This window comes from Gammaproteobacteria bacterium, from assembly GCA_022340215.1.
Classification (GTDB): domain Bacteria; phylum Pseudomonadota; class Gammaproteobacteria; order JAJDOJ01; family JAJDOJ01; genus JAJDOJ01.
Genome location: JAJDOJ010000171.1, coordinates 1 through 3,523 on the forward strand (window position 1 = coordinate 1; position 3,523 = coordinate 3,523).

Below are 3,523 nucleotides of genomic sequence, written 5' to 3' on the forward strand. Positions count from 1 at the left end.
TGGCGGGGCGGCCTCCTGCCCGATCGCGCTACCCGGCGTCATTGAGGACTGCGGTCCCGGTCTTCCCATTCCGGGGCCACCCATTCCGGGGCCACCCATTCCGGGGCCACCCATTCCGGGGCCACCCATTCCGGGGCCACCCATTCCGGGGCCACCCATTCCCGGGTTCCCCATTCCGGGGTTCCTCATTCCAGGCCGTCCGAAGCCGCCTTTGGGAAAGCCGCTCCGGGGACCCCAGTCGCCAAACGGTGGGTTACCCAGTTCCGTGGGCGGGCCCATGGGGTAATCCCTGCCGCCGGGACCCATCATGGGATAGTCCATACCGCCCGGACCCATCATGGGGTGGTCCATCACTCCGGGACCGTACTGGGGGCTCTGCCAGCCGCGCCCGGGTCGCCCAACCTGGCCCTGCCGGGACTCGTACGAGGGGGCGTCCGGCCATGGGGGAGGGGTCGGTGCGCGTACGCCTTCCATCTCTAGCGACTTGGCGTCTTCCAGGGTCTGCTTGCGGATCTGCGCCAGATAGGCACGAATATCCTGCAGAGGCATGTTTTCAAGTTCGGCCCGCTTGGCGGCCAGTTCCGCCCGCCTTTCCTCGGTCGCCTTGAGCATCTCTTGGTGATACTCGGACAGACCGCTCTGACGCTCGAGGTCCTCCTTCATGAAATTGTCCTGGTTCTCTTCCAGGAATGTACGCCGTTCCTGTGCCTTCTTGTACATGGAATCGTAGTACTCGATCATCTTCTCCTGACGTTCCTTCGCCTGCTTCAGCATCTCCTCGCGGCGCTTCTCCAGAAGGGCACGACGTTCTTCGGCTTGTTTCCTCATGGCCTCGTGCTGACTGGCGATGTAGGCCTGCCATTCGTCGATCTGTTCGAGTGCCTCTTCGTAGCTGATACCCGGCAACAGTGAGGGTTCCGACATGACCTGTTCGGCGGCGGACGGTTCTTCTCCGGGGGCGGCGGCCGGTGCTGGAGCAGATGCCTGGGCGGGGGCAGACGCCTCTGCGGCGGCAGGTGCCTCTTCAGGGGCAGGTGCCTCTTCAGGGGCAGGCGCCTGGAACGGCGTGGCAGCCGCCGGGGGTTGCGCTGCGGACATTGGGGCCGGGACCGGTTCATCCGCCGGCGCCGAGGCGTCGCTGGCCGCGATCTGTATCGAGACCATCGGTCCGTCGTCGGCCTCGACGGAAACGAGACCCGCCTGTGGTCCGGCGGCGTCTTCGGCGCCTGCCGTCGATGCGAGCAGGAGCGCGCTCAGAAACAAGGGGATACGATGACGTTGGGACACTAGGATCTCCTTTGGTTGGCAGTCGGGGTCACGATGTCGCCGGGACTGCGATCATGCAAGAGTCGAGTCAGTTGATTCGTGCTGGTTGTTGTTCTGTATTTCCAGTCTGGGCCGGAAATTCGCAGGCGTAGTGTAGAACGAAATCGTGCTGCGTGTAAGCGGCAGAGCCAAACAATTTGTGGTTGGCGGCGTCAGCGCGGACAATGCCGGTAACCAGACGGTTCAGCCGGCCGTGGTCCGGATTGCCTCGCGGGCTGCGGGGCAAATACCGGCGCAACGCCGCGATTATCATCCATCTACGGGAGAAGGCCATGGTCGAAGCACACAGGTTCGAGATTGTCCTGAAGCACGTTCGAGATTACGAATTCAACGTCACATTCGACTGGGCCGATGCGGAGACCCTGCTCGTGGATGAGCCGGCCCCGCTCGGGCGAGAGCAGGGACCCAACGCGGCACGCCTGGTGGCCGCGGCGGCTGGTAACTGTCTCAGCGCGAGCCTGATGTTCTGCATCGCCAAGTCACAGGTCCCGGGTGAAAGTGTGGTAACGCACGTCACCGGCCGGATGGAACGAAACGAAAAGGGTCGCATCAGGATCGGGCGGATCGATGTGGACATGACCGTTTGCGATTCGCTGGCCGAGGCGGGCAAGATGAAGCGCTGTCTGGCGCTGTTTGAGGACTTCTGCGTCGTGACGTCGAGCCTGAGGGAAGGGATTCCGGTGGGTGTCACGGTGCGCGACGCGGCGGGCGAGGTGCTGCATGAGAACGGATGAGCGTGCGTGACGCCGGTTGCGCCCGAACGGTTCGGGTATTAGGGCATTAGAATAGCGCTACCCTAATGTCGCATCACATGCGCGCGGTGATCCTGAACCCGATCGGGTTCCTGGCCGACGTGGTGTCCGCGTTTCGCGCCAACCAGGGCATTCTCCTCTCGGGTGCCGTCGCCTACTACTCCATGCTTTCCGTGCTGCCGATGGCGGCGCTCGTCCTGTTGCTGCTTTCGCAGTTCGTCGATCAGGACACGCTGCTCGCGACCTTGTATACCTATCTCGATCTGATCACGGTGGACCAGTCGGAGGCGATCATGGAGCAGATTCGCCGCTATCTCGCCAACTGGCATTTCCACGGCGTGGTGGGGCTGGCGGTGATGCTGTTCTTCAGTTCCATGGCCTTCACCGCACTGGAAAACGCGATATGCGTAATCTTCCACCATCGGGTGGCGATCCAGCGCAGGCGCTTTCTCGTCTCGGCCATCCTGCCCTATTTCTACATGGTCCTGCTGACCGTCGGGCTGATGACGGTCAGTATCGTCAGCGCAGCGCTAGGCAGCAGCGAGACGCGGGTCATTCCCTTCCTCTGGTTCGACATATCGCTCGCCGAGACCTCTGCGACCATCGTCTATGTCTTCGGCATCCTCGGCGAGGTGCTGCTGCTCAGTTCCATCTACCTGGTCATGCCGGTCGGCAAGATCGCCTTTCGCCATGCGCTGATCGGCGGGGTGGCGGCGACCGTGCTGTGGGAGGCGACACGGCATGTCATGGTCTGGTGGTTCAGCACGGTGTCTGTGGTCAATGTGATCTACGGATCGTTCGCGACTATGATCCTGATCCTGGTGGGATTCGAGGTAGCGGCCCTGATCGTCCTGTTCGGTGCACAGGTCATCGCGGTGTACGAGCGCATCTGTATGCCCCGGGAACGGGATTCAGGCTTCCAAACCTGAAGCTGCGGGTCGCGACGTCGGCCCGCCGCACGCATGGGGTCAGGTCTCGCATAATAACACTCGGCTATGAATTACCCGTCCTACCGTTGTCGGGTGCAGACCGAAATGTTTTATTGCGAGACCCTTCCTTCCCGTTCTGACCCCGATTTCCGGATGCCGAGCGATTTTATGGTGTGCTCGGAAACCGGTTAGGCACGTTTTGCTTAGGCGATTTCTGTCAAATGACATACCATCCTGCTTGTCTTTTCGTCCGTCCTCTGTGTTGCGACAACCGTTACATAGTTCGACGATGCGCCTGTTGTCGCGCCTTGATGACGAACGAAAATCCGGCGCGATCTGGTATGTCATTTTCCGGCAATCGCCTTAGAGGTTGCTGCAGAGAAAACGAACCTGATCCGGTTCAGTCCGATAAACTGGAAAGCAAGTGGCGCCTTTGAATTCTTGGGATTTGAGTTTCGTTGGGGCCTTGGCCGCTGGCGTAAGCCGGTGATCAAGCGTCGCACCGCACGGAATAAA

3 protein-coding genes are annotated in these 3,523 nt (G+C 61.4%); 2 read left to right on the forward strand and 1 reads right to left on the reverse strand.

Annotated elements, in window-relative coordinates; translation table 11 throughout:
• Positions 1–1,287, reverse strand: a 1,287-nt coding sequence (locus tag LJE91_12265; GenBank protein ID MCG6869462.1) for a hypothetical protein, incomplete at its 3' end; no start/stop codon positions are given.
• 311 nt (positions 1,288–1,598) lie between these two features.
• On the opposite strand from LJE91_12265, the gene LJE91_12270 reads away from it, so the two are divergent.
• Together LJE91_12270 and LJE91_12275 are read left to right on the forward strand one after the other, a co-directional pair.
• Positions 1,599–2,060: an OsmC family protein gene (locus tag LJE91_12270; protein ID MCG6869463.1), complete on the forward strand. Its 462-nt coding sequence runs from the start codon at positions 1,599–1,601 to the stop codon at positions 2,058–2,060.
• Between the two features lie 65 nt (positions 2,061–2,125).
• Positions 2,126–3,007 carry a YihY/virulence factor BrkB family protein gene (locus LJE91_12275; GenBank protein MCG6869464.1) on the forward strand — a complete coding sequence of 294 codons (882 nt, stop codon included), beginning with the start codon at positions 2,126–2,128 and terminating at the stop codon, positions 3,005–3,007.
• Positions 3,008–3,523 lie beyond the last annotated feature (516 nt).